The sequence below is a fragment of the Actinacidiphila sp. bgisy144 genome (genome assembly GCF_057708105.1).
In genome coordinates this window covers 124,483-147,744 of the sequence record NZ_JBYIRM010000023.1, presented here as the reverse complement: position 1 = coordinate 147,744, position 23,262 = coordinate 124,483, and the positions used below count along the sequence as shown (strand labels likewise).

The 23,262-nt window shown below is 72.6% G+C and carries 22 protein-coding genes and 1 riboswitch; of the genes, 17 read left to right on the top strand and 5 right to left on the bottom strand.

The window, feature by feature from the left end; translation table 11 throughout:
- Nucleotides 1–130 precede the first annotated feature (130 nt).
- Complete coding sequence (locus tag AC3EVP_RS25140) at nucleotides 131–1,465, top strand: L,D-transpeptidase (RefSeq protein WP_335974058.1); 1,335 nt, start codon at nucleotides 131–133, stop codon at nucleotides 1,463–1,465.
- A 45-nt stretch (nucleotides 1,466–1,510) separates the two neighbouring features.
- Here AC3EVP_RS25140 and AC3EVP_RS25135 read toward each other — a convergent pair whose 3' ends face one another.
- Complete coding sequence (locus AC3EVP_RS25135; protein WP_335974054.1) at nucleotides 1,511–1,930, bottom strand: hypothetical protein; 420 nt, start codon at nucleotides 1,928–1,930, stop codon at nucleotides 1,511–1,513.
- A gap of 177 nt (nucleotides 1,931–2,107) precedes the next feature.
- Between AC3EVP_RS25135 and ctaE the strand changes: the two genes are divergently transcribed.
- From ctaE to AC3EVP_RS25105, 6 genes are all read left to right on the top strand, one after another.
- Nucleotides 2,108–2,728: an aa3-type cytochrome oxidase subunit III gene (gene ctaE, locus AC3EVP_RS25130; protein WP_328463083.1), complete on the top strand. Its 621-nt coding sequence runs from the start codon at nucleotides 2,108–2,110 to the stop codon at nucleotides 2,726–2,728.
- Between the two features lie 109 nt (nucleotides 2,729–2,837).
- Entirely contained in the window at nucleotides 2,838–3,647 is an 810-nt protein-coding gene (qcrC, locus tag AC3EVP_RS25125) for a cytochrome bc1 complex diheme cytochrome c subunit (RefSeq protein WP_335974046.1), read from the top strand.
- Nucleotides 3,644–4,708, top strand: coding sequence for a cytochrome bc1 complex Rieske iron-sulfur subunit (qcrA, locus tag AC3EVP_RS25120; RefSeq protein WP_435133276.1), 1,065 nt, complete (start codon nucleotides 3,644–3,646; stop codon nucleotides 4,706–4,708). The genes qcrC and qcrA overlap by 4 nt, the downstream gene beginning before the upstream one ends.
- A complete protein-coding gene (qcrB, locus tag AC3EVP_RS25115) occupies nucleotides 4,705–6,342 on the top strand; it encodes a cytochrome bc1 complex cytochrome b subunit (RefSeq protein ID WP_435133274.1) in 1,638 nt (545 codons plus the stop codon). The genes qcrA and qcrB overlap by 4 nt, the downstream gene beginning before the upstream one ends.
- Nucleotides 6,343–6,649: 307 nt before the next feature.
- A complete protein-coding gene (trpD, locus tag AC3EVP_RS25110; protein ID WP_435133271.1) occupies nucleotides 6,650–7,717 on the top strand; it encodes an anthranilate phosphoribosyltransferase in 1,068 nt (355 codons plus the stop codon).
- A gap of 83 nt (nucleotides 7,718–7,800) precedes the next feature.
- Nucleotides 7,801–7,918: riboswitch (SAM riboswitch) on the top strand.
- 245 nt (nucleotides 7,919–8,163) lie between these two features.
- Nucleotides 8,164–9,531 (top strand): aminotransferase class V-fold PLP-dependent enzyme, encoded by a 1,368-nt coding sequence (locus AC3EVP_RS25105; RefSeq protein ID WP_435133295.1) that lies wholly within the window; start codon nucleotides 8,164–8,166, stop codon nucleotides 9,529–9,531.
- Between the two features lie 63 nt (nucleotides 9,532–9,594).
- Here the strand turns inward: AC3EVP_RS25105 and AC3EVP_RS25100 are convergent, their stop codons facing one another.
- Both AC3EVP_RS25100 and AC3EVP_RS25095 read right to left on the bottom strand, forming a co-directional pair.
- Nucleotides 9,595–9,876: an Lrp/AsnC family transcriptional regulator gene (locus AC3EVP_RS25100; protein ID WP_335974033.1), complete on the bottom strand. Its 282-nt coding sequence runs from the start codon at nucleotides 9,874–9,876 to the stop codon at nucleotides 9,595–9,597.
- Nucleotides 9,873–10,652 carry a rhomboid family intramembrane serine protease gene (locus AC3EVP_RS25095; RefSeq protein ID WP_335974029.1) on the bottom strand — a complete coding sequence of 260 codons (780 nt, stop codon included), beginning with the start codon at nucleotides 10,650–10,652 and terminating at the stop codon, nucleotides 9,873–9,875. The genes AC3EVP_RS25100 and AC3EVP_RS25095 overlap by 4 nt, the downstream gene beginning before the upstream one ends.
- Nucleotides 10,653–10,820: 168 nt before the next feature.
- On the opposite strand from AC3EVP_RS25095, the gene AC3EVP_RS25090 reads away from it, so the two are divergent.
- From AC3EVP_RS25090 to AC3EVP_RS25060, 7 genes are all read left to right on the top strand, one after another.
- Nucleotides 10,821–11,081, top strand: a complete 261-nt coding sequence (locus AC3EVP_RS25090; protein WP_335974025.1) for a hypothetical protein — start codon at nucleotides 10,821–10,823, stop codon at nucleotides 11,079–11,081.
- A gap of 90 nt (nucleotides 11,082–11,171) precedes the next feature.
- Entirely contained in the window at nucleotides 11,172–12,551 is a 1,380-nt protein-coding gene (locus AC3EVP_RS25085) for an NYN domain-containing protein (RefSeq protein WP_435133292.1), read from the top strand.
- Nucleotides 12,552–12,866: 315 nt separating this feature from the next.
- Nucleotides 12,867–13,898: a C40 family peptidase gene (locus AC3EVP_RS25080; RefSeq protein WP_335974022.1), complete on the top strand. Its 1,032-nt coding sequence runs from the start codon at nucleotides 12,867–12,869 to the stop codon at nucleotides 13,896–13,898.
- 246 nt (nucleotides 13,899–14,144) lie between these two features.
- Nucleotides 14,145–15,185, top strand: a complete 1,041-nt coding sequence (locus AC3EVP_RS25075; RefSeq protein WP_435133266.1) for a C40 family peptidase — start codon at nucleotides 14,145–14,147, stop codon at nucleotides 15,183–15,185.
- A gap of 62 nt (nucleotides 15,186–15,247) precedes the next feature.
- Complete coding sequence (locus AC3EVP_RS25070; protein WP_435133263.1) at nucleotides 15,248–16,498, top strand: hypothetical protein; 1,251 nt, start codon at nucleotides 15,248–15,250, stop codon at nucleotides 16,496–16,498.
- Between the two features lie 5 nt (nucleotides 16,499–16,503).
- Complete coding sequence (locus AC3EVP_RS25065) at nucleotides 16,504–17,679, top strand: M48 family metalloprotease (protein WP_435133261.1); 1,176 nt, start codon at nucleotides 16,504–16,506, stop codon at nucleotides 17,677–17,679.
- Nucleotides 17,680–17,698: 19 nt separating this feature from the next.
- Entirely contained in the window at nucleotides 17,699–18,829 is a 1,131-nt protein-coding gene (locus AC3EVP_RS25060; protein ID WP_435133258.1) for a glycosyltransferase family 4 protein, read from the top strand.
- 152 nt (nucleotides 18,830–18,981) lie between these two features.
- On the opposite strand, the gene AC3EVP_RS25055 is transcribed toward AC3EVP_RS25060, so the two are convergent.
- Entirely contained in the window at nucleotides 18,982–19,530 is a 549-nt protein-coding gene (locus AC3EVP_RS25055) for a TetR/AcrR family transcriptional regulator (RefSeq protein WP_335974006.1), read from the bottom strand.
- Between the two features lie 253 nt (nucleotides 19,531–19,783).
- Between AC3EVP_RS25055 and AC3EVP_RS25050 the strand changes: the two genes are divergently transcribed.
- Both AC3EVP_RS25050 and AC3EVP_RS25045 read left to right on the top strand, forming a co-directional pair.
- Nucleotides 19,784–20,755, top strand: a complete 972-nt coding sequence (locus tag AC3EVP_RS25050; RefSeq protein WP_335974002.1) for an N-acyl homoserine lactonase family protein — start codon at nucleotides 19,784–19,786, stop codon at nucleotides 20,753–20,755.
- Nucleotides 20,756–20,865: 110 nt separating this feature from the next.
- On the top strand, nucleotides 20,866–21,546 hold the full coding sequence (locus AC3EVP_RS25045) for a hypothetical protein (protein ID WP_435133252.1): 681 nt from the start codon (nucleotides 20,866–20,868) through the stop codon (nucleotides 21,544–21,546).
- A 76-nt stretch (nucleotides 21,547–21,622) separates the two neighbouring features.
- Here AC3EVP_RS25045 and AC3EVP_RS25040 read toward each other — a convergent pair whose 3' ends face one another.
- The gene (locus AC3EVP_RS25040) at nucleotides 21,623–22,564 is read right to left on the bottom strand and encodes an NmrA family NAD(P)-binding protein (RefSeq protein WP_435133249.1); all 942 of its coding nucleotides are present in this window, start codon (nucleotides 22,562–22,564) and stop codon (nucleotides 21,623–21,625) included.
- 102 nt (nucleotides 22,565–22,666) lie between these two features.
- Here AC3EVP_RS25040 and AC3EVP_RS25035 point away from each other — a divergent pair, with 102 nt between their 5' ends.
- Entirely contained in the window at nucleotides 22,667–23,254 is a 588-nt protein-coding gene (locus AC3EVP_RS25035; RefSeq protein WP_435133246.1) for a TetR/AcrR family transcriptional regulator, read from the top strand.
- The last annotated feature ends 8 nt before the right edge of the window (nucleotides 23,255–23,262 follow it).

The window sequence follows — 23,262 nt, the reverse complement described above, 5'->3', positions numbered from 1 at the left end:
TGAGTCCCCCCGTGGAGCGCCCCCCGACCCAGGGCGGGTCCCGGAGCACCTCCACGGTGCCGGGGCCCGCCCTCACCGTTTTGCAGGCGTCCACCGCGCGGATTCCGGTGGCCGTTCTTAGCGTGAACGCATGAACCACCTTCCCGAGCGCCCCCGCCCCCGCCGGCTGATAACCGTGCGCCGCGCGATCCTCGCGGCGCCCCTCGCGATAGGCCTCGCCGCCTGCAGCGGCGGCGGCAACCCGCTGGCATCCTCCCCCCACGACGCCGCGGCGAAGGTCACCTTCGGCACCGCCGACGGCGGCAAGGCCAACCCGGCCAAGCCCCTCAAGGTCTCCGTGAACGGCGGCTCGCAGATCACCGACGTGGTCGCGACCGACTCGACCGGACGCTATGTCAACGGCCAGCTCAGCGCCGACAGCAAGAGCTGGCACTCCACCACCCCGCTCGCCGCCGGCGCGCACTACACCGTCCGGGTGAGCACCGAGGACTCCGGCGGCCACCCCGGCCGCAAGACGCTGAAGTTCGACACCACCGGCGCCGCGGCCGGCTTCCATGTGACCTTCGGCCCGGACACCGGCACCTACGGCGTCGGAGAGCCCCTCACCGCCTCGCTGAGCGCCCCTGTCAAGGACCGGAAGTCCCGTGCGGTGGTGGAGTCCCACCTCCAGGTGGTCAGCAGCCCGAAGGCCGCCCAGGGCTCCTGGTACTGGGTCGACGACAAGACCCTGCACTACCGGCCCAGCACGTACTGGCCCGCGCACGCCACGATCACCGCGCGCAGCACCCTCGGCGGCGTACAGATCGCCAAGAAGGTCTACGGCGCCGCGGACAAGCCGCTCACCATCCACACCGGCGACCGCATCGAGGCGCTCACCGACGCCTCCAGCGACCAGATGACCTTCAAGGACGACGGCAAGGTGGTCCGGACCCTCCCGGTCACCACCGGCAAGCCCGGCTTCGACACCCGCAACGGCATCAAGGTGGTGCTGGACAAGGAGTCGTTCGTCCAGATGAAGAGCTCCACGGTCGGCATCGCCGCCGGCAGCTCGGACTCGTACGACCTGCCCGTCTACTGGGCCACCCGGGTGACATGGAGCGGCGAGTACGTGCACGCCGCGCCGTGGTCGGTCGGCTCCCAGGGGTACGCCAACGTCAGCCACGGCTGCACCGGCATGAGCACCGACGACGCGGAGTGGTTCTTCGACCACGTCCGGGTCGGCGACATCGTGCAGGTCGTCAACAGCCAGGGCCCGATGATGACCGCGTTCGACAACGGCATCGGCGACTGGAACCTCAGCTGGGCCCAGTGGCAGAAGGGCAGCGCGCTGAACGGCGGTTCGGCCGGCACCGGCGGCAGCACCAGCAGCAGCCCCGGGGACAGCGGCAGCACCGGCCAGGACCAGACCACCCCGGTCGACGTCCCGGCCGGCACCCCCGCCCGCCTGTCACCCCAGACGGCCTAGTCGCCGCCCGCGCCTTGGGTGCGCACGCCGTCGTCCACCGCGCGCTCAGCGGTGGGCGACGGCCTTCTTCGTCGGCTCCAGGCGGCGGCGCAGCAGCACCGTCAGGGCGTCGGTGAGGGCCACCGGGTCCACCGGATGGGTGACCGCCGCGTCGGCGCGGCTCCAGGTGGCCAGCCAGGCGTCCTGCGGGCGCCCGATGAGCACCAGCGCCGGCGGGCAGCGGAAGACCTCGTCCTTCGCCTGGCGGCACACGCCCATCCCGCCCGCCGGGTTCGCCTCCCCGTCGAGCACCATCACGTCGACGCCGCCCCGCTCCAACTCGCTGAGCACAGCGGGCAGTGTCGCGCACTCCAGGTACTGCACCGGGGGGAGGTCGGCGGAGGGCCGGCGCCCGACGGCGAGCCGTACCTGCTCCCGGGTGTTGGCGTCGTCGCTGTAGACCAGCACGGTGGCGGTCGCCTGCATCGTGGCTCCTCCTCGTGAAGGATTTCTCAAGTGGCTCGGATGCTACTCCCGCCAGGTGGTTCCGGAGGAGGGGTCGCCCGATCGAAGGACGCCCAACTAGGCCGTGCGGGTCGCCGAGCGGGCTTGACACACCGAAGGGGGACCCCCGGAGTCAGCGCCGGATAAGGGACCGACATAATGTCGGACGTGGCGACAGCAACAGCAGTAGAAACCGGGCACGCGCACCCGTCGGTCAACCGGCCGAACCTCACCAGCGTCGGGACCATCATCTGGCTGAGTTCCGAGCTGATGTTCTTCGCGGCCCTCTTCGCGATGTACTTCACCCTTCGGTCGGTCACTGGTGAGACCTTCTGGAAGGCACACGCCGACGCGCTGAACGTGCCGTTCTCCGCGACGAACACGACGATCCTCGTGCTCTCCTCCTTCACGTGCCAGATGGGCGTCTTCGCCGCCGAGCGCGGCGACGTGAAGAAGCTGCGCTCCTGGTTCATCGTGACGTTCGTGATGGGCGCGATCTTCATCGGCGGGCAGATCTTCGAGTACACCAACCTGGTCAAGAAGGACGGGATCTCGCTCAGCTCCGACCCGTACGGCTCGGTGTTCTACCTGACGACCGGGTTCCACGGACTGCATGTGACGGGTGGTCTGATCGCGTTCCTGATGGTGCTGGGCCGTACCTACGCGGCCAAACGGTTCACCCATCAGCAGGCCACCGCAGCCATCGTCGTGTCCTACTACTGGCACTTCGTCGATGTCGTCTGGATCGGCCTGTTCGCCACGATCTACCTGATCAAGTAGCCGGTACCGCGCCGGCCGGCGCCCGCGCCGTACTCCGGACGGAGGACGCGCCCCGCCGACGGCACCGCCAGAAGCATCGACACAAGAGATCCTGACACCGGGGTAATCCGTGAAAAAGCTCTCCGTACGACGGCGCCATCCGATGGCGGCGCTTGTCGTCCTACTCTTCGCGCTCGCGGCCACCGGGGGGCTGTACGCCGCGCTCGCGCCGGCGCCCAAGGCGCAGGCTGACACCTCGCAGTCCTCCCTCGCCATCGAGCAGGGCAAGAAGCTCTACGACGTCGGCTGCGCCAGCTGCCACGGCAGCTCCGGCCAGGGCAGCACCAACGGGCCCAGCCTGGTGGGCGTCGGCTCGTCCGCGGTGGACTTCCAGGTCGGCACCGGCCGCATGCCCGCCAAGCAGCCCGGCGCGCAGGTCGAGAAGAAGAAGAACACCTACAGCCAGTCCGAGATCGACCAGCTCGCCGCGTACGTCGCCTCGCTCGGCCCCGGCCCGTCGACCCCGACGAAGGACCAGTACAGCCCGGCGTCCGCCGACGTCGCCAAGGGTGGCGAACTGTTCCGCACCAACTGCTCGCAGTGCCACAACTTCGTGGGCAAGGGCGGTGCGCTGACGCACGGCAAGTTCGCGCCGAGCCTGAAGAGCGTCTCGTCCAAGCACATCTACGAGGCGATGCAGACCGGCCCGCAGAACATGCCGTCCTTCCCGGACAGCACGATGCCGTCCGACGCGAAGGCGAACATCATCGCGTACCTGAAGGCCGTGGACAGCGCCGACAGCCCCAACCCGGGCGGCTTCACCCTGGGCTCCATCGGCCCGGTGTCCGAGGGCCTGTTCGCCTGGGTCTTCGGTCTCGGCACGCTGCTCGGCATCGCGGTCTGGCTCGCCGCCCGGACGACTAAGGCCAAGAAATCATGAGCGACGAGACTGGATCGCACAACACCGTGCCAGAGAACCTGCCGAGCGGGCAGGGCGGCCACCACGGCGGCAGCGTCGCCACGGCCGACCCGTTCGCCGACCCCGGGCTGCCGCCCCACGAGCACCGGCGCCAGGACATCGACGAGAAGGCGGCCCGGCACTCCGAGCGGGTGGTGGCCGGCCTGTTCCTGCTGTCGATGCTCGGCACCATCGCGTTCATCGCCTGCTTCGTGATCTTCCCGGTCGACAAGATCGTCTACATCTTCCCGTTCGGGCACGTCAGCGCGCTGAACTTCTCGCTCGGCCTCACGCTGGGCGTGGCGCTGTTCTGCATCGGCGCGGGCGCCGTGCACTGGGCCCGCACGCTGATGGCGGACGAGGAGGTCGTCGACGAGCGGCACCGCATCGACGCCGACGACGAGCTGCGGGAGAACGTCCGCCAGCAGTGGATCACCGGCGCGAAGGAGAGCGGCTTCGGCCGCCGCAAGCTGATCCGCAACACCATGATGGGCGCGCTCACCATGGTGCCGCTGGCCGGCGTGGTCATCCTGCGCGACCTCGGCCCGCTGCCGGAGAAGAAGCTCGACCACACCATGTGGGCCAAGGGCAAGCAGCTGATCAACGACAACACCAACCAGCCGCTGCGCCCCGAGGACGTCGTCGTCGGCTCGCTGACCTTCGCGACGCCGGACGGCCTCGAGGAGAGCCAGGACGACTACCAGGAGCAGCTCGCCAAGGCGGCCCTGATGATCATCCGGCTCAAGCCGGACGACATCAAGGACAAGCGCGAGCGCGAGTGGAGCCACGAGGGCATCGTCGCGTTCTCCAAGATCTGCACCCACGTCGGCTGCCCGATCAGCCTGTACGAGCAGCAGACGCACCACGTGCTGTGCCCGTGCCACCAGTCGACGTTCGACCTGTCCGACGGCGCGCGTGTGCTCTTCGGCCCCGCCGGCCACCCGCTGCCGCAGCTTCGGATCAGCGTCAACAGTGAGGGCAACCTCATCGCGCTCGGCGACTTCGAGGAGCCCGTCGGCCCGGCATTCTGGGAGCGTTCATGAGCACCATGACCGACGACGCGCCGACCCGCCGCGGTCGGCCGACGAACCCCGGTGAACGGGTCGCGGAGTGGACCGACGGCCGGCTCGGGCTCTACAAGCTGGCCAAGTCCAACCTGCGCAAGATCTTCCCGGACCACTGGTCCTTCATGCTCGGCGAGATCTGCCTGTACAGCTTCGTGATCCTCATCCTCACGGGTGTGTATCTGACGCTGTTCTTCCACCCGAGCATGAACGAGGTCGTCTACCACGGCCCGTACGCGCCGCTCGACGGTGTGCAGATGTCCGAGGCGTACGCCTCCACGATGCACATCAGCTTCGAGGTCCGCGGCGGTCTGCTGGTCCGGCAGATCCACCACTGGTCCGCGCTGATCTTCATCGCCGCGATGATCGTGCACATGATGCGCGTCTTCTTCACCGGCGCGTTCCGCAAGCCGCGCGAGCTGAACTGGCTCTTCGGCTGGACGCTGCTCTTCCTGGGCATGTTCACCGGGTTCACCGGCTACTCGCTCCCGGACGACCTGCTGTCCGGCACCGGTGTGCGGTTCATGGAGGGCGCGATCCTGTCGGTGCCGATCGTGGGCACTTACCTGTCGATGTTCCTGTTCGGCGGGGAGTTCCCCGGCCACGACTTCGTGGGCCGCTTCTACTCGGTGCACATCCTGCTGCTGCCGGGTCTGATGGCCGGTCTGCTGGTCGCGCACCTGATCCTGGTCTTCTTCCACAAGCACACCCAGTTCCCGGGTGCCGGCAAGACCGAGAAGAACGTCGTCGGCGCCCCGCTGATGCCGATCTACATGGCCAAGGCCGGCGGCTTCTTCTTCCTGGTCTTCGGTGTCATCGCCGCGATCGCCGCGGTGGCCACGATCAACCCGATCTGGACGATGGGCCCCTACCGGCCGGACCAGGTGTCCACCGGTGCCCAGCCCGACTGGTACATGGGCTTCTCCGAGGGCCTGATCCGTGTGATGCCCGGCTGGGAGATCAGGGCCTGGGGCCACACCCTGGTGCTCGGCGTCTTCATCCCGCTGCTGATCTTCCCGCTGGTGATGATGGCGATCGCCGTCTACCCGTTCATCGAGTCCTGGGTCACCGGTGACAAGAACGAGCACCACCTGCTCGACCGGCCGCGCAACCGCCCGGTGCGCACCGGGTTCGGTGTCGCCTGGCTGACCGAGTACTTCGTGCTGCTGATCGGTGGCGGCAACGACCTGTGGGCCACGCACTTCCACTTGTCGATCAACGCGATCACCTGGTTCGTCCGGGTCAGTTTCTTCGTGGCTCCGGTGATCACGTTCTGGATCACCAAGCGGATCTGCCTGGGGCTCCAGCGCCGGGACCGCGACAAGGTGCTGCACGGGCGGGAGAGCGGCATCATCAAGCGGCTGCCGCACGGCGAGTTCATCGAGGTGCACGAGCCGCTGTCCCAGCAGCAGCTGCACGTCCTCACCGCGCACGAGCAGCCGCGGCCGATCGACCTCGGCCCGGAGACCGACGAGAACGGGGTGGCCCGCAAGGTCAGCCCGATCGCGAAGGTCCAGGCGAAGCTGTCGCAGGGGTTCTACGGCGAGCACAGCCAGATCCCGAAGCCGACGGCGGAGGAGTACGAGGAGATCACGAGCGGGCACGGTCACTGATCGCTGCGCTGACCTCAGCCACACCCCCGGCCCGGGCCGGGCACCCGTAAGCAGGGTGCCCGGCCCGGGCTTTCGGGTGCCGCAAGGGGCGCGTGGGGGCACCGCCCAGGCGCAGCTCTGGGGGAGAACGGAGCGACCAGCCACCCACCGGCGGGTGGTCCGGCAACGACAGGAACTGCCCCACTGGGCCGGTGACGACCTGCGGTCCGCAGACGGCTGAGCGCGCAGTTCCCCGCGCCCCTGGGGGGCGCCGTGCACCGGTAGGGTGCGGGGGACGTACCGCCCTAGGAACATGGAGCGTGAAGCCATGAGCGTTGTGCACCCCGCCGGAGGCGTACCCGGGGCCGCGCGCTCGTGGCCGGACATCCTGGGCGCCCTGATCCGCCGCGACGACCTCAGCTCCGCGGAGACCGCGTGGGCGATGGACTCGATCATGAGCGGCGAGGCCACCGACGCGCAGATCGCCGGCTTCGCGGTGGCGCTGCGCAGCAAGGGCGAGACGGTCGCGGAGATCGCCGGGCTGGTCGAGGCGATGTACGCGCACGCGACGACGATCGAGGTGCCCGGCCCGACCGTGGACGTGGTCGGCACCGGCGGCGACCGGTCGAACTCCGTGAACATCTCCACGATGTCGGCGATCGTGGTGGCCGGTACCGGCGCGCGGGTGGTGAAGCACGGCAGCAGGTCCGCGTCCTCCAAGAGCGGCGCGTCCGACGTGCTGGCCGCGCTCGGCGTGAACCTCGACCTGCCCGCGCGGCGCGTCGCGGAGGTCGCCGTGGAGGTGGGCATCACCTTCTGCTTCGCGGTCCGGTTCCACCCGGCGCTGCGCCATGTGGCCGCCGCGCGCAGCGAGTTGGGGGTGGCGACGCCCTTCAACTTCCTTGGCCCGCTGACCAACCCGGCGCGGGTGCGGGCGCAGGCGACCGGCGTCGCGGACCTGCGGATGGCGCCGATCCTCGCCGGGGTGCTCGCCGAACGCGGTTCGTCGGCGCTGGTGTTCCGCGGTGACGACGGGTTGGACGAGCTGACCACTACCGCGACCTCGCAGGTGTGGGTGGTCAAGGACGGCAAGGTGGAGCACACCGGGTTCGACCCGCGGGACGTCGGCCTGGAGCTGGTGCCGGTGGAGGCGCTGCGCGGCGGCGAGGCCGGGTACAACGCGGAGGTGGCCCGGCGGCTGCTCGCCGGTGAGCGCGGGCCGGTGCGGGACGCGGTGCTGCTCAACTCCGCGGCGACGCTGACCGCGTTGGGGGTCACCGGCGGCGGCACCCTGGAGGAGCGGATCAGCGCCGGCCTGGTCCGGGCGGCGGAGTCGATCGACTCGGGCGCGGCCGAGGGCGTCCTGGAGCGCTGGGTGGCGGCGACCCGGGCGTAGCGAAGAGGCGCGGGCGCACGGCGCCGTCCACTTTCCGGACGGGGTCTTGCGCCCGCGCCGCCGTATGGCACAATCTTGTCCCAGGTCACGAGTGACAGCGCAAAGGCCCCGGCTCGCTGTCCGGCAACCCTCCGTCCGAGGCGGGGTGCCCCGGGTGATGACCAGGCTGTGATGCAGCGAGGCTCACAGCAAGCCGGACTGGGGAGTTCTTTCATGAGCAAGCGAATGCGTTAGGGCCTGTCGGCCCCGGTTCTGCCACCAGCAATTCCGCCCGATCACCTCTGCACCGCGCCGTCCGCGCGGCCGTTCCCGGCCGCCGCTTCGTGGTGCTTTCGCCTGCCTTCCGCCGGGAGTTCGCCTTGACCACCGCCGCCACCTCCGCCGCCCGCACCAGCACCACCAGCACCGCCAAGAGCACGGTCGGGGTCGCCGCCACCGCCACCGCCATCAGCGAAGGCGCCGACGCCGACTGCCCCACCTGTACGTCCGCCCCGCTGCCCGTGCTCGGCCGGGACGTGCGGGTGCCGCTCGTCACCGGTGGGGAAGTGGGGTACGCCGCGCTCGACTACGCCGCGAGCGCCCCCGCGCTCCAGCGGGTGTGGGACGACGTCGCTGCCTACGCGCCGTACTACGGCAGCGTGCACCGCGGTGCCGGCTACCTCTCGCAGCTGTCGACCGACCTGTTCGAGCAGAGCCGCGAGACCGTCGCGGAGTTCCTGGGCTGCCGCCCGGACGACGAGCTGATCTTCACCCGCTCCACCACCGACTCGCTCAACCTGCTGGCCGCCGCCCTCCCGGCCGGGACCCGCGTCTACGTCTTCGACACCGAGCACCACGCGGCCCTGCTGCCCTGGCAGCGCGTCGACGGCGGGCAGGTCGTGTATCTGCCCGCGCCGCGCACCCCGGAGCAGGCCGTCGCGTCCCTGGACGTGGCGCTGCACGGCGCCCCCAAGGGCCCGAAGCTGGTCTGTGTGACCGGCGCGTCCAACGTCACCGGCGAGATCTGGCCGGTGCGCGAACTGGCGGCCGCCGCACACCGGCACGGCGCCCGGATCGTGCTGGACGCCGCCCAGCTCGCCCCGCACCACCCGGTGGACATCACCGCGCTCGACGTCGACTGGGTGGCCTTCTCCGGGCACAAGCTGTACGCGCCGTTCGGCGCCGGGGTGCTCGCCGGGCGGGCCGACTGGCTGCGGGACGCCGAGCCGTACCTCGCCGGGGGCGGCGCCACCCGCAAGGTCGCCCGCTCCGGTGACGAGCTGTCCGTGGAGTGGCACTCCGGCACCGCCCGGCACGAGGCCGGCTCGCCGAACGTGATCGGCGCCTACGCCATCGCGTCGGCGTGCAAGGCGCTCACCGAGGCGGGCTTCGACACCCTTGTCACCCGTGAGCGTGAACTGCTCGCCCGGCTGCGGGACGGCCTCGCCGCCTTCCCCGAGGTGCGGGTGCTCTCGCTGTTCGGGTCCGGCTCGGCCCGGGTCGGCGTGCTCTCCTTCGTCGTGCGCGGCTGGAACTCCTCGCACTTCGCTGCGGCGCTCTCGGCGGAGTACGGGATCGGTGTACGGGACGGGCTGTTCTGCGCGCACCCGCTGGTGCGGACCCTCCTGGACACGGAGCCGGACGAGCCGGGGGAGTGCGGCGCCCCCGACGCCGAGCCCGGTGAGCGCTCCCTGAACGCCGTCCGGGTCAGCTTCGGCGCGGGCACCCCCCAGGAGCACATCGACCGCTTCCTCGGGGCCGTCGGCACCCTCGTCCGCGAGGGCGCCGCATGGAGCTACCGCACCGAGGCGGGCCGCTGCGTCCCCGTCCGCTGACGGACGGCGCGCTCCACGAAGGCGCGGGCGGCCAGGAGTACGGGCAGCCAGGAGTACGGGCGGCTAGGAGTCCAGCCCGATGGAGAACGCGGCCTCCAGGTCGTGCTGGGAGTACGTCCGGAACGCCACGTGCGTGTCGGTCACCTCGACACCCGGGATCTTGGAGATGCGCCCGGGGATGATGTCGGCGAGGTCGTCGTGGCGGGCGACCCGCACCAGGGCGACCAGGTCGTAGGTCCCGGTCACCGAGTACACCTCGCTGACGTGCTCCAGAGCGGCGATCGACTCGGCGATCTCGGGGATCTGGTCCACTGAGGTCTTGATGAGCACGATCGCGGTGATCACGGCTGGACGTCTCCTCGGGTGGGTGCGATGACGACGCTCACCTTACGCCGTGGCCGGTAGCAGACCCATGCGCACAGGAAGCCGAAGGCGAAACCGACCACGTGCGCGAGGTAGGCGACGCCGGGCCCGCCCTGCGCGGTCTGCGCGGCCAGCCACTGGAGCACGAACCAGAAGCCGAGCACCACCCACGCCGGGAAGCGCAGCGGCACGAAGAACAGGAACGGGAACAGGCTGGTCACCCGGGCCCTGGGATAGAGGTAGAGGTAGGCGCCCAGGGCCCCGGAGATCGCCCCCGACGCGCCGACCAGGCTCTGGGTGTCCCCGCTGTTGGCGAAGGCGAACCCGTAGGCGGCGAGGTAGCCCGCCGCGAGGTAGAACAGCGCGAAGCGCACCCGGCCCATGCGGCTTTCCACGTTGTCCCCGAAGACGTAGAGGAAGAGCATGTTGCCGATCAGGTGCAGCCAGCCGCCGTGCACGAACATCGAGGTCAGCACCGACAGGAACGGCACCTTCGGGAAGGCGCCCGGGGTGCGGCAGCCCGCGGGCAGGTCGAGTTGCGCGACCGGGGTGCGGCCGTGGAACAGCTCGCTGGGGATCACCCCCCAGCGGTCGAAGTACACCGCCTGCGCGCACTGGAGCGCGTGACCGCTGCCGTAGAGGCGGACGAAGCCGGAGACCGGGCCGGCCAGGAAGACCGCGGTGCACAGGGCGATGAGCGCGTAGGTCACGACCGGACGGCGGCGGACCGGGTTCTTGTCGTACACCGGGATGACCATGCACCGATCATGACGGAAGCGGACCAACCGGCAGGGAACGCCTCGCCGCAGCGCGCCGTGCCTCCAAGGCCGTAGGGTGACCGGGGCACACACGCCCGTCCTGATGGGTAGGGGTGAGCCGAGGTCCGCCCCCGTGGACGCACCGAGACGAGAGAGGTGCCCGAGCCGATGACGGTTCCCCTGCCGACCGCGACCACCAGGTGGCGCTGCACCCTGTGCGGCAACCTGACGAGGTTCGACGTCACCCGTTCGACCCGGGTGGTCGAGTACGTCCACCTCGACCTGGGCGGCGAGCCGCGCACCGAGGAGACCGAGGTGCTCAGCGAGACCGTGGAGTCCGTGCGCTGCCGGTGGTGCAACGCGGTCGACCAGATCGAACTGGTGGACCGGCCCGGCAAGGACGTGACGGACGGTCCCGCACAGGGTTGAGTCCTGTTGCGGGGACAATGGAAGCAGCAGGCGACGGCCGGAGGGATCGAAGGAGGCCGGGAGGGCGCCGAGGAACCCGACAGGGAGTGACTGGTGGATGGTAACGGCGGCCGACCGCTGCCCGACGAGGAGCTCGCGCCGGGTCCCGGCGAGCCGACGCTCGACCGGCCGCTGCCCGAGGGCGTGCGCCACCGGGTGGTCGCCATCGCCGCCGACGCGTTCGGCGGGTTCACCTTCCCCGAACTGCCGGTGTCCCTGCGCCCGTACGCCCGTTTCACCCCCACCCGCCGCGTGAAGTACGCCGGGACCGCGCTGGCCGCCGCCCTGGAGTCCGACGCCGCGTTCCGGCAGAAGGTCGCCGGGCGGCTGCGCGAGGCGCAGCCGGAGCTGACCGGCGCGCTCGACGCCGGCACCGCGCCGCCGGCCGCCGATCCGCTGGACGTGGCGGCGGCGGCGTACCTGCTGCGCCCGGAGGGCTGGGCCAAGCTCGTGGCGACCGCGGGCGAGGAGGTCCAACGGGCCGACGCCGAGCGGGCCGACGAGGAGGCGGTGCGCGAACTCGCCCGGCTGCGCGAGGAGGTGGCCGCGCTCCAGGCGCAGGTCCGCGCGGACGCGGCCCGCGCCCGCGGCGAGCTGGACGCCGTACGCAAGGAGGGCGACGCGCTGCACCGCAAGCTGCGCGCCGCGCACAGCGACGTGAAGCGGGCGGAGTCCGCGCAGCGCAAGCTCCAGGCCGAACTGGACGAGGTCCGGGCGGCCGCCGCGCGCGAGCGCGCCGCGGCCGAGAGCGAGGCCCGCCGGCTGCGGACGAAGCTCACCGAGGCCGAGGCGGCCGTGGAGGCCGGGCGGCGCGCGGTGCGCGAGGGCCGCAGCGTGGAGGAGGTCCGGCTGCGGCTGCTGCTGGACACGGTGCTGGACGCGGCGGCCGGGCTGCGCCGCGAGTTGGCGCTGCCGCCGCGCGACACCCTCGGGGTGCGGCCGGCCGACACCGTGGACGCGGTGGCGCCCGGGGCGTTCAGCGCGCGCGACATCGCCACCAGGGCGCTGTCGGACACCGACCCGGCGCTGCTGGACCAGCTCCTCGCGCTGCCGCAGGCGCACCTGGTCGTCGACGGCTACAACGTCACCAAGACCGGTTATCCGGCGCTGCCGTTGGAGAAGCAGCGGCTGCGGCTGCTGGGGGGCCTGGCGGCGCTGGCCGCGCAGAGCGGCGCGGAGGTCACCTGCGTCTTCGACGGCGCCGACCTGGACATGCCGGTGCTGCTCGCGCCGCCGCGCGGGGTGCGGGTGCTGTTCTCCAAGGCCGGTGAGACCGCTGATGAGTTGATCCGGCGGCTGGTGCGGGCCGAGCCGCCCGGGCGGCAGATCGTGGTGGTCTCCGCGGACCGCGAGGTGGCCGACGGGGTGGCGAAAGCCGGGGCCCGCCCGGTGGCGTCGGTGCTGCTGCTCAAGCGGCTCGCCCGGGTCTGATAGCGCCAACTCACCGTCGTTTTCCGGCCGTTCGGCGGTGGCGCGGTGCGCGGGCCGGGCCGGCGGGCGGTGGCCGGTGTTCACTTGCGCACGACCGTCAACGCTGCGTTCGGTGACCCTCACCCCATGTGCAAGGTGCGTAAAGAATATGCGATGCGGTCGAGATTTTGCCTACAAGGATTTGAACCGATCACAGTCCGGTCACTAGGGTCGGGGCTCGTACCTCCGCGCAGTCGATCATCCAACCCGGGTGACGCTCGGAGGCCGCCCGCCAGTGAACCGGTAGGCGGCTGAAGGAAGAAGGAGACCGCCTTCGTGGCGTCCCACCGTCGTCCCAAGCCGGCAAGCCGCATGCGCGTCACCGTACTGACCGCCACCGCGGCGGCAGCGGTCGCGCTGTCCTCGCAGGCCGCCAACGCAGCGCCCGCCAAGGAGTCCGTCAAGGACGCCAAGTCCAAGGTCGACGCGCTGTACGACCAGGCCGAGCAGGCCACGCAGAAGTACGACGCGGCCAACGAGAAGCTGACGTCGCTGCAGAAGGACGCGTCCAACCTCCAGGACCAGGTCGCCCGCCAGCAGGAGAAGCTGAACAAGCTGCGGGACAACATCGGCGCGATCGCGGCCTCGCAGTACCGCAGCGGGGGCATCGACCCCTCGCTCCAGCTGTTCCTGTCCTCCAACCCGGACGACTACCTGGACCAGGCGAGCTCGCTCGACCAGATCACCTCGCTCCAGGCCGGCGCGCTCCAGCAGTTGGAGAGCGCGAAGCAGACACTGGACCAGGAGCGGGCCCAGGCCGCCGCGAAGCTCGCGGAGGTGCAGAGCACCCGCGCGGACCTGGCGAAGAACAAGAAGGACGCGCAGACCAAGCTCGCCAAGGCGCAGACGGTCCTCAACAGCCTGACCGCCGCCCAGCGCGCGCAGATCGCGGCCCAGGACGCGGCCGCCGCCAGCCGGGCCAGCTCCCGGGTGGACCTCGGCAACGCCAAGGCCGCCAGCGCCCTCGCGCAGGCCGCGTTCGACGCCGCCAAGACCAGGATCGGCGACCCTTACTACTACGGCGCCACCGGGCCCAGCCAGTTCGACTGCTCGGGCCTGACCTCCTGGGCCTACGCCCAGGCCGGGGCCTCCATACCCCGCACCTCCGAGGAGCAGGCGAACGCCGGCACCCGGATCTACAGCGCCTCGCAGCTCGAAGTCGGCGACCTGGTCATCTTCTACGGCGACTTCCACCACGTCGGGCTCTACGCGGGCAACGGCATGGTGCTGCACGCTCCGAAGCCGGGCGCGGTCGTGCGCTACGAGGCGATGAGCGACATGCCCTTCGAGTTCGGCGTGCGGATCTGACGCACCGCACCACCTCGCAGCAACCGAGCGGCCGCTCCGTACCCCGGAGTCGGCCGCTCGCCTCTTCGGCCCGGGAGCTCCGCGAGCCCCGCGACGCGCCCGACTCCCGTACGGCGGACGGGTGATGAACACCTTGCCGAGGGGGCGGGCGGCGGGCGCGTGACCTGCGGTTCACGCGCGCGACGCACCGGACGGCCGCCGGCGATCTTTGAACGGTGCGCCACGACGCGATTACTGTCAGCGTTCGTGGCTTCTCATCGACGCACCCCGAAACCGGGGCTTCGCACCTCCAGGGTCACCGTGCTGTCGGCGGCGGCCGCGGCAGCGCTGTCGGGCGGCGCCGCCCAGTTCGCGTCGGCCGACCCCGCCGGCGGGGCGGCCCCGGACGCCGCGACCCAACTCGACCGCCTCTACCAGCAGGCCGAGCAGGACACCCAGAAGTACGACGCCGCCCAGGAGACCGCCCAGCGGCTGCGCGGCGAGGTGGCCGACCTCCAGGACCGGGCCGCGCGCGGCCAGCAGCGGGTCAACGCGCTGCGCGACGACCTCGGCGCGGTCGCCGCCGCGCAGTACCGCGACGGCGCGGTGGACCCGACGCTGGCGCTGCTGCTGTCCGACCGGCCCGGCCAGTACCTCGACCAGGCAGCCGCGATCGACCGGCTCGGCGCCCGGCAGGCCGCTCAGCTGGCCGAACTCCAGGAGGCGCAGCGGGTGCTGCGGCAGGAGCGGGACCAGGCGGCCGGCAAGCTCGCGGAGCTGCGGAGCACCACCGAGCAGCTCCAGCGCCGCAAGGCCGGCGTCCAGCAGGCGCTGGCCACCGCCCGGACCGTGCTCCACTCGATGCCCGCGTCCGCGCAGGCCGCCTACCGCGACGGCGACGGCTCGGTGCGCGCCTCCCGGGACCAGGCGCTGCCGCCTCTGCTGGACCTGCCGGCGTCCTCCGGGCGGGCCGCGCTCGCGGTCGCCGCGGCCCGCCGGATGCTCGGCGCGCCGTACGTGTGGGGCGCCACCGGGCCCGGCTCGTTCGACTGCTCCGGGCTGATGCAGTACGCGTACGCGCAGGCGGGGGTGGCGCTGCCGCGGACTTCGCAGGAGCAGATGAACGCGGGGCAGCACGTCCCGCTCAGCCAGGCCCGGCCCGGGGACCTGGTGATCTACCGCTCCGACGCCAGCCATGTCGCGATGTACGTCGGCGGCGGGCGGGTCATCCACGCGCCGTACCCGGGTGCGCGGGTGCGCTACGACCCGGTGGGGATGATGCCGATCACCGCGGTCACCCGGCCCTGAGGGCGCGCCGGACCGGCCGGGGCGCCGGGGGACCGGCGGTCGGCGGGTAATACGATCGCGGAATGGCTGGCGGGGTGCGCGGATCGCGGGTGGTGCGGGGGATCGCGGCCGGGGTCTGCGGGGCGGTGCTGGTTGCGGGGTGCACGTCGGGTGCGGCGAAGCCGAGCGCGGGGGAGTCGGTGGCGGCGGCCGCGCGGATGCTGCTGGCGCAGCGGTCGCACGCGGTGGTCCAGCGGGACCGTGCGGAGTTCCTGGCGGGGATCGACCCGAAGGCCACCCGGTTCCGGGCACGCCAGGTGAAGGTGTTCGCCGACCTCGCCGACGTGCCGCTGGCGGCGTGGTCGTACGAGGTGGTGCGGACCGGCGCGTTCGCCCTGCCGCCGAGCGCGGACGGCAGCGCGCGGACGGCGGTGGAGGTGCGGCTGGAGTACCGGCTGCGGGGATACGACAGCCGGCCGGTGGTCTCGACGGCGTACCTGACGGTGGCGCGGCGCGCGGGGCACTGGTACCTGGCCGGGGACGACGACGGGGCGGCGAGCGGGCACCGTACGGCGGTGCAGATCTGGGACCAGGGGCCGGTGCGGGTGGTGCGCGGGGCACACAGCCTGGTGCTCGGGCTCGGCGACGTGCGGCGGCTGCGCGGGTACGCCGAGGACGCGGACCAGGCGGTGCCGGAGGTGCGGCACGCCTTCGGGTCGGGCTGGCCCGGAAACGTGGTGGTGGAGGCGCCCTCGACGCTGGACCAGATGGCGGCGCTGCTGTCGGCCGACCCGGCGGACTACCGGGACATCGCGGCGGTCACGACCGGCGAGGGCGGCGGGAACGCGGCGGCGCCCGCGGACCGGGTGGTCCTCAACCCGGCGGCGTTCGGCGAACTGTCCGCGTTCGGGCGGCAGGTGGTGCTCACCCATGAGACGACGCACGTCGCCACCCGGCTGTCCACGACCGCGTCCACCCCGCTGTGGCTGTCGGAGGGCGTCGCGGACTGGGTGGCCTACCGCGACTCGGGCCGCACCGCGCGGGAGATCGCGCCGGAGCTGGCCGCCGACGTCGGGGCCGGCCGTACGCCCGCCGCGCTCCCCACCGCCGCGGACTTCCGCTCCGACGCGAAGGACCTCGCGCAGGCGTACGAGGGCGGCTGGCTGGCCTGCCGGCTGATCGCCGACCAGTGGTCGCCGCAGACGCTGACGGCGTTCTACCGCGCGGTGGCGCAAGGTGGCACGCTCGACGCGCACCTGCGGGCCGCGCTCGGCATCGGGTCGGCGCAGTTCACCGCGCGGTGGCGGTCCTACGTGGAACAGGAGCTGGGGTGACCGGGGTGAGCGGACAGGACACGGGCGGCGCGCACGGCGAACCCGCCGACGCGGGGCCCGACTTCACCGCCGAGCAGGTCGCCCGGGGGCGGGAGCTGCGGCGGCAGGTGCTGCCCTTGTCGCTGGCCTCGTCCGCGGTCGCGCTCGCGCTGATGCTGGTGCTCGGCCTGACCTCGGGCGGGGCCCGGCTGGTCGCGGCGTTCGGGGAGAGCTGGGCGGTGCGGGTGGCGGGCGCCGCGGTGACGCTGGTGGTGCTCGGGGAGGCGGCCGGGCTGCCCTTCGCCGCCCGCGGCCGGGTGGTCCGGCGCCGCTACGGCCTGGTCACGCAGGGCTGGGGCGGCTGGGCGGTGGACCGGGCTCGCGGGCTGGCGGTGTCGCTGCCGCTCGCGCTCGGCGTGCTCTTCGCGGTCTACGCGCTCGCCGGCGCGACCCGCTGGTGGTGGGCGTGGGCGGCGCTCGGCGCGGCCGCGCTGACGGTGCTGCTGTCCTTCCTCGCCCCGCTGGTCTTCGAGCCGCTCTTCAACCGCTTCACGCCCATGGCGCCCGGCGCCCTGCGCACCGACCTGCTGGCGCTGGCCGCCCGGGACGGCGTCGCCGTGAAGGACGTGCTCGTCGCCGACGCCTCCCGCCGGACGACCGCGCTCAACGCGTACGTCTCCGGGCTCGGCGGCACCCGCCGCATCGTCGTCTACGACACCCTGCTGGAGACCGCCGACCCGCGCGAGGTGGAACTCGTCGTCGCCCACGAACTCGGCCATGTCGTCCACCGCGACGTGGCCCGCGGCACCGCGCTGGGCGCGCTCGGCGCCGCGGCCGGGGTGTGCGTGCTGGCCGCCGTCGTCAGCTGGGCGCCGCTGCTGCACGCCGCCGGGGTACGGCACTTCGCCGACCCGCGCTCGGGCTGGCTGCTGGCGGCCGCGGCCGCGGTCGGCGGCACCCTCGGCGGTCCGCTCACCGCCGCCCTCAGCCGCCGGGTCGAGCGCCGCGCCGACCGGCACGCCCTGGACACCACCGCCGACCCGGCGACCTTCGTCGCCATGCAGCGCCGGCTGACCGTGGCCAACGTGGCCGACCCGGCGCCGCCCCGGCTCGCGCACGCGCTCCTCGGCAGCCACCCGACGGCCGCCGAACGCATCGCGGCCGCCCGCGCCTGGGCCGCCGCGCACCCGCCGGCACAGTGAGGCGGTACTGTCGGCAGCGATGGAAAAGACCCTCGTCGTCACCAACGACTTCCCGCCGCGGCCCGGCGGCATCCAGGCGTTCGTGCACAGCATGGCGCTGCGGATGGACCCCGAGCAGGTCGTGGTGTACGCCTCCACCTGGCGGGACGGGCGCGAGGTCGCCCGCTTCGACGCCGAGCAGCCCTTCACGGTCGTGCGGGACCGGACGAAGATGATGGTGCCGACCCCCCGGGTCACCCGGCGCGCGGTCCAGCTCCTGCGCGAACACGGCTGCTCGTCGGTGTGGTTCGGGGCGGCCGCCCCGCTCGGCCTCATGGCGCCCGCCCTGCGCAGGGCCGGCGCCCGCCGGCTCGTCGGCACCACCCACGGCCACGAAGCCGCCTGGGCGCAGCTGCCCGCCAGCCGCCGACTGCTGCGCCGGATCGGCGAGGGCACCGACACGCTGACCTACCTCGGGGAGTACTCGCGGTCCCGGATCGCGGCCGCGCTCACCCCCGAGGCGGCTGCGCGGATGGTCCAACTGCCGCCCGGCGTCGACGAGAAGGTCTTCCACCCCAGTCCCGACGGCTCGGTGCTGCGGGCCCGGCTCGGGCTCGCGGACCGGCCGGTCGTCGTCTGCGTGTCCCGGCTGGTGCCCCGCAAGGGGCAGGACACGCTGATCCTGGCGATGCCCCGCATCCTGCGGGAGGTGCCCGACGCGGTCCTCCTCCTCGTCGGCGGCGGGCCCTACCGCGGCGACCTGGAGAAGCTCGCGGCCCGGACCGGGGTCGCCGCGGCCGTCCGCTTCACCGGCAGCGTGCCCTGGGCCGAACTCCCCGCGCACTTCGGGGCCGGCGACGTCTTCGCGATGCCGTGCCGGACCCGGCGGGGCGGGCTCGACGTCGAAGGGCTCGGCATCGTCTACCTGGAGGCGTCCGCGATGGGCCTGCCGGTCGTCGCCGGCGACTCCGGGGGCGCGCCCGACGCCGTCCTCGACGGCGAGACCGGGTACGTCGTGCCCGGGGGTTCCCCCGAGCAGGCCGCCTCCCGCATCCTCGCGCTCCTGCGCGACCCCGAACTGCGCGGCGCCATGGGTGCCCGGGGCCGCGCCTGGGTCCACGACACCTGGACCTGGGACCTCCTGGCGTCCCGCCTCCAGTCCCTCCTCTAGCTCGACCGCGCATGCCGTGGCCGTGGGCGAACTCGTCCACGGTGCCCTCGCCGTCGCGCCCGCCGGGGAAAGCACCTTCCGCCGGGGCGGCGCCGGACGGCGCCGTCCCGGCGCATTCCCACCCGGCGCCCCCGGTGCGGTGGCGCCGGCGGTCACAGGGCGGTGAGGGCGCTGACGATCGCGGTGGTCAGGTGGGGGAGGTAGTCCTCGTCGATGCGGTCGGCGGTTGCGAACAGGCGTGTGAGCAAGGGTGAGATGAGCAGGTCGAGGCCGAGTTCGCGGTCGAGGTCCGCGGAGAGTTCGCCCCGGTCGACCGCGCGGGTGAGGACTTCGGCGACGGCGGTGCGGCGCGGCTGGGTGACGACGGCGTGCAGGGCGGTGGCGAGCTCGGTGGCGCGGGTGGTCTCGACCAGGAGGTCAAGGACGATCCGGCGGACGCGGGGGTCGGCGGTCTGCGCGACGATCACGTCGAGGAACGCGTGGACGTCACCGGCCAGCGACCCGGTGTCCGGCACCCGCGGCAGGTTGTCCCGCATGACCGCCCCCACCACGTCGACCAGCATGGCCTGCTTGGACGGCCAGCGGCGGTAGACCGCCGCCTTGCCCACGCCGGCCCGGCGCGCCACGGCGTCCATCGACATCCGCGCGTAGCCCGTCTCGGCCAGCTGGTCGAACATCGCGCCGGTGATAGCGGTGGTCACCGCCTCCTGGAACACCGCCGCTCCCGCAGGTCTGCGGTCTTTCGGCCCGCCCCCGGCCTGCGCGTCCCCGGGTACGTCGCGCGTACGCGGACCGCGCTCGGGAGTCGGGGGCGAGGTGGTGCGGGGTGGGGGTGTGCGCCTGGTGGTCATGCCCCCACGGTATCGCGACGGAACGGTTGCGTTCCATCCGTCGGGGGTGTTAGCTTCGTTGCGACGGAACGGACTCGTTCCAACGAAGAGCGGAAGGCATGCCATGAAGATCCACCCCCTGCGCATCGGCCGCACCAAAGTCCCGTTCGGGCAGTTCCACGGCGGCCTGGCCGGCGCCGACCTCGACGAATTCGTCACCGACAAGGACCACTTCATCTGGGTACCGATCCACGCCTACCTGCTGGAACACCCCGGCATCGGCCCGATACTCGTCGACACCGGCATCAGCCCCGAGCAGACCGAACACATCGAGTACTACCGCGGCTCGATCATGGAACACGTCATGGACGACGACGAGTACGACCTCCCGGCCGACCAGACCCTCACCGCGCAACTCGCCCGCCTCGGCCACACACCGCGGGACATCAGCGCCGTGATCATCACCCACTTCCACGAAGACCACGTCGGCGGCCTCAACCTCCTCGCCCACGCACCCGTATACCTGGGCGCGAACGAGTACGCCGCACGCGAGGAGAAGGCACTCGGCCTGATACCCCTGGCCTTTCCCCCTTCCATCAAGGCGATCACCGACTGGCGGCCCATCCAGTTCACCGGCCCCGCCCTCGGCGGCTTCGACACCTCGGCCGACCTGTTCGGCGACGGCAGCGTCATCGCCCTGCCCACCCCCGGACACAGCCCCGGCAGCACCAGCGTCCTCGTCGACCACCGCTACCTGCTCACCGGCGACGCCATGTACACGATCCGCCACCTCGCCGTCGAGGACCTGCGCGCCATCCAACTCGGCAGCGAAGACCACTACGTCGACTCGATCCGCCGCATCCAGTGGCTGCGCCGCGCCATCCCGGACCTCCTCATCCTCCCCGCGCACGACGACACCCCGTACGGCCTGCGCCTGACCGCCGGCCTGGCCACCGGCGAACTGTCCGACCGCGACGCGCGCTGGGCCAAGGACTGGGAGCGCGACACCTTCGACGAGGCGGTCCGGCTCAACCCCGCCCGCCGCCCCCGCTTCATCCCCGACCCCGACGGCGGCCCCGTCGGCACCGTCTCCTGACCACCCGCCCCCACGTCGCGAGACGCCCACCCCACCCACCACAGGGCACACACCACGTGTCCTCCCGGACCACGCACAGCAGTTACGAAAACAGAGAAGAGCAAACCGACATGACCACCGACACGAACACCGACGCCCCCGCGACCGACGCGCCGAAGCCGAACGCCGAGCAGGCCGAGCGGGCGGTACAGGCGATGCTGAACGTCCCGCAGGCCCGTGAGAACCTCGTCGCCCACATCACCGTCCCCGACTACACCGCCTGGCGGGCCCGCTTCGACGCCGCCCCGCAGGACGGTGCCCCGGCGGGAATCTCCGGTACCACCCTGTTCCGCAACATCGACGACGACAGCCTGCTGGTCCTGGTCGACGCCGCCGGCGCGGAGGAGGCCCGGCAGTGGGCCCACGGCGGTTGGAAGACGACCGTCCCGGAGCAGGGACAGGTCGGCGCCCCCACCTTCTACCTCGGCGTCGACGCCGACATCGCCCTCGCCACCGAGGGCCCGATGAACGTCCTGGTCCGCTTCCAGCTCTCCGACTACGGCACCTGGCACGGACTCTTCCAGTACATGGAGACCAGCCGCGTCTCCGGCGGCGTGACCAACTCGAGGGTCTTCCGCAACATCCACGACGGGAACGACGTGCTGGTGCTCGCCGACATCGCCGGCGCCCAGCGAGCCCGCGACTGGCTCATCGTGGACCAGCTCACCGGATACCCCGCCGCTACCGGCGTCGACAAGGGAACCTGGCGCTACATCACGGAACTGCCCGCCGGCGACGGTTCCCAGCGGTGAAAACCCCATACCACCACGCCACCCGGCGGCCCGGCCTCCCGGCCCGGCCGCCGGGTGGCGTGGTGGCGCGTGCTGCCTAGCCGGCGCGGCCCGCAGCGTCCTCGACCCGGGTGAACTGGAGGACATGGGTGCGGGCCCACTCGGCGAAGGTGGTCAGGGGGATGCCCAGCGCCCGCGCGAACTCCGGGCGGGCCGGCTGGCCCACCTGGTCGGTCCAGATGTGTCCGGCGCCCCAGGACGGCATGCCCGCCGCGAGGGCCTCCGCCACGGTCATCGTCGGCGCGGTGACCGGCACCCCCGACACGGCGGACAGCGTGCGCGCGATCTGCGTCATGGTGAGCCGGTCGCCGGCGAGTTCCAACTCGACCTGGTGGAACCGGTCGGGGTCGGCGATGGCGTGGGCGACGGCCGCCGCGATGTCCGCGCCCGCCACGAGCGGCACCTCGGTCTCGGGCCGCAGCACCGTCAACAGGCCGCCGGCCAGGCCGCGGGGCGCCAGCTTGGGCAGGTTCTCCATGAAGAACGCCGGCTTGACCACCGTCCACCGCGCGAAGCCGGCGCCCCGCACCCGCTCCAGGATCTCCTGCTTGGTCTCGAAGTAGCCCGCCATCGCGGCCCATCGGCCCTCCGCCCAGCCGGGCGCGCGGGTGTGCTCGCCGACCCCGCTGGTCGAGGACTGCACGAACTGCCGTACGCCCGCGGCGCGTGCCGCGTCGATGAGGTGGCCGGCCTGCGCCAGCTCCGCGGCGAAGTCGACGCTGGTCTCGGTCATCGGCGGCATCTGCACGGAGAAGACCGCCCGGACCCCGTCGACGGCGGCGTCCAGCGAGGACCGGACGGACAGGTCGGCCGTCACCAGCTCCGCCCCCAGCGCGCGGACGGCCCGGGCGGCGGCGGTGTCCGGGTCGCGGACGAGCGCGCGGACCGGCGTGCCGGCGGCCAGCAGGGCGCGGGCGGTGTGGCCGCCTTGGTGGCCGGTGGCACCGGTGACCAGTACGGGCAGGTCGTCTGCGGTCATGGTTCTTGCTCCTCACGGGGCCGGACAGCAAAACGGCGGGGTCCGCCGTTTCTGTGTCGGCTAAGATATGGCGGGCCCCGCCGTTTATCAAGTGAGGACGTCATGACCGGTCAGCGCGCGGACGCGCGGCGCAACTACCAGCGCATCCTCGCCGTCGCCGAGGCCGAGGTCGCCGCTCGGGGGGCGGACGCCTCGCTGGAGCAGATCGCACGCACCGCGGGCGTCGGCTCCGCCACCGTGCGCCGCCACTTCCCGACCCGCCAGGCGCTGCTGGCGGCCGTGTTCCGGGAACGCGTCGGCCACCTGTGCGAGCGCGCCGGCCGGCTGGCCGGAGCCGGCGACAGCCGTGCCGCGCTCCTGGAGTGGGTCCGCGCGCTGGTGGACTACGCCGTCTCCGCCCGCGGACTCGCCGACGCGCTCACCTACGAGCCGCCCACGGATGTGCCCGCCGACGCGCCCGACGGGCACTCCTGCGGCGGCGACCTCGAAGCGGCGGCCGCGCTGCTGCTCGGGCCTGCGGCCCGCGACGCGGTGGTCCGGCCGGATGTCACCCCGCACGACGTGGTCACCCTCGCGGTCGGCATCGCGCTGGCCACCGAACACCACCGCGACCCGGCCGCGCAGGCCGCGCGCCTGCTGCGCCTCGCGATCGAGGGGCTGAGCCCCGGGTCGGCGGCCGGCACCTCCTGAGGACGGCC